The organism is uncultured Blautia sp., from assembly GCF_902497045.1.
GTDB lineage: Bacteria > Bacillota > Clostridia > Lachnospirales > Lachnospiraceae > Blautia_A.
The window spans coordinates 1-2,426 of sequence record NZ_CABVDF010000315.1 but is presented as its reverse complement, the minus strand read 5'-3'; the positions used below and the strand labels follow the sequence as shown (position 1 = coordinate 2,426).

At 43.0% G+C, this 2,426-nt stretch carries 4 protein-coding genes; all 4 read right to left on the bottom strand.

Translation table 11 applies throughout. The features are described from left to right. Window positions 1-85: 85 nt before the first annotated feature. Window positions 86-307, bottom strand: coding sequence for a DUF3847 domain-containing protein (locus tag RDS42_RS14185; RefSeq protein ID WP_014080783.1), 222 nt, complete (start codon window positions 305-307; stop codon window positions 86-88). A gap of 170 nt (window positions 308-477) precedes the next feature. Continuing rightward, window positions 478-1,335: an ATP-binding protein gene (locus RDS42_RS14180; RefSeq protein ID WP_015528528.1), complete on the bottom strand. Its 858-nt coding sequence runs from the start codon at window positions 1,333-1,335 to the stop codon at window positions 478-480. Then, window positions 1,332-2,048, bottom strand: a complete 717-nt coding sequence (locus RDS42_RS14175) for a replication initiator protein A (RefSeq protein WP_015528529.1) — start codon at window positions 2,046-2,048, stop codon at window positions 1,332-1,334. The genes RDS42_RS14180 and RDS42_RS14175 overlap by 4 nt, the downstream gene beginning before the upstream one ends. A 24-nt stretch (window positions 2,049-2,072) precedes the next feature. Further along, window positions 2,073-2,426: adenylate cyclase (locus RDS42_RS14170; RefSeq protein WP_308784228.1), on the bottom strand; the 354-nt coding region annotated here is incomplete at its 5' end.

The window sequence follows — 2,426 nt, the reverse complement described above, 5'->3', positions numbered from 1 at the left end:
GAGCGCACGAGCCCCGAAGGGGATACCACTGCCTGATTTATCAGGTGGTGAGTAAGTGCGCCCTTCGGGAGTAGAACTTGTGCGTTTACATTCCCCGTAGCCGGATCATCAGCTCCCGTTTCAGGGAATCTAAATCCATTTCTTTAATATGGGGAACAATACTTTCCAAAATGGCTCCTTCCTGGACTAATCGGTGTGTTCTGGCATCACGTTCTTTTTTGCGATTTCTTGCTTCGGCTTCTTCCTGGCGGTGTCTTGCCTGTAAAAGTGCTTTTTCTTCCGGTGTCATGATTTTTTTATCTGCCATATCTGGCACCTCCTTTTTATGCCCGTATCCGGGCAGCTTTGGTTTTAAAATCTTTTGGTTTGGTACTATGGTTTTAGATAACTGACAGTGACATATTTCCGGTAATAAATGAGGAAAGAAAGTAGTACCACTGTCAGTGAAAAGTAATCATTGTGTTATACTTCTTCGAGTCAATTCTGGTTCGGAGCATGATTGTTCAACAGGATTTTTTTCGCCTGTTTTAAATTAGCTGTTGCATTGTCCTGACGAATATTCCGGTTATTGATACGGACAGGAATACATCTCTCCAGAATACGGTCATAAATTCGTTTGTGTGCGATATCAGCGGCATTATTCAGCTCTGATAAAGTGAGATTGGTCGTTATGATCAGAGGCTTTTTACTGCGGTAACGACTGTCGATCACATTGAATACCTGTTCCAGTGCAAAGTCAGAGTTCCGCTCAATTCCGAGATCATCAATAATCAGAAGACTGTAGCGGTTTAAGTTGTTGATGAACTGGTTTCTGTCTTCAAAATGCATTCCGGTAAGGGTATTCAGAATCCGGGAAAAGTTGGTCATCAGTACAGGAACGCCTTTTTCCAGCAGGGCATTGGCAATGCAGCCTGCAAAAAAAGATTTTCCAGTACCGACATCACCCCAGATGAGAAGTCCGGAGGCGTTTGCTTTCATCTCTTCCCAGTTGCTTACATAATTGTGTGCCAGTTTTATTTCCGGATTGATGCCGTTATCCCTGGCAAAAGTGTAGTCATAGAGTGCTTTGTCCTGTAAGCCGCTGGTTTTAAGATGCTCTATTTCCATTTGTTTTTCATGAAGTTTTCTCTGGGCTTCTTCCTGCTCAAAGATTTCCTGCTGGCATTTACAGCGGATGGAAGGAATAAGAACCTTTCCCTGTAATTTATGCCTGCATTGTCTTGGCGTATTGCATTTAGAACAGTAGATCAGGTGGTCTGTTTCGTTAAAATATTCATCAGACTGAAGCTCTCTGTTTGGGGTTATAGCTGTTGGTTTTTCTATAAATTTTGTCATAATGTTTCGTATTCCTCACTTTCGTAATTTCGTTGCCGGGAAGCAGGATGATCCTGTCTTGCCCAACTGATGATGGTAGCTGCGTGGTTCTGATATTGCTTTCCGGTAGAAGCCATATAACCGGATAAGCGTTCAATATAATCCTTCCAGTCAGGGATTGTCTGCCGGATATCTTCAAGCTCTTTTTCTGACAGAAAAACATTTTGAAATTTTCCATAGGGTGAGAGTGGCTCCTTACTCCCTCTTATTGCTAAATTGTTCTTTTTTATCTCTTTCTTATTACCAGACAGTTTTCTGTCTGTATCAGGGAAAGAATCTTGTCTGTCAATAGGACAGTTTTCTGTCTGTCTTAGGGAAAGAAATCTGTCTGTATAGTGGATGGTTTCTTTTGGGAGTTTTACATAAATCCGATTGGGCTGTCCGGGACCCTGCCGTTTTCGGAAGATAAGCTCCTGTTTTTCCAGTACTGCCAGAGCAGTTTTAACCGTCATCTGGCTTTTGTGGAGAACTTCTGCCAGTGCTTCAATCGTAAAGTAAATGAACACATGACCGTCTGTATCTGACCAGCCCTCATTTTTCTGGGAAAGCCTTGCCCGGTCGAGCAGGATAATATAAAGCATTTTGGCAGTTTCGTTTATTTCCATGTCCAGAAGGAAACGGGGAAACATCATATAAGATGGCAGGTTGGTGTCTGCTGTCAGAAAGTCAGTCATGTGTTCACCTCCAATCAAAAGGGTTTATTCTCCAAGAAAATCCCAGTCTACATCACTATCTGGCTGTGAATTTCCAGGTGCTGGAAAGGACGCCCTGATTTGGGGCTCCCTTTGCACCATGCCTGCAGTCAGTCCGGAAAGAAAAAGTGGCAATGACTGTTTCAGGCTGTATTCCACTGCATCTACAATTTGTTTCACAAAAAGTTCTTCCCGCTCTCTTGTTTCCAGATAAGGATCAGCCTGTGTGCGGTAGTAGCGGTCAAAATAATCTACCAGTGCAAGAGAGATTACCTGACTGTAAGATTTAAAATCCTGCCTGTCCATCGTCTGTAAATATTCCCAGGCTCTCCGCTGCTGTTCTTTGTCCAGATTAAAGCG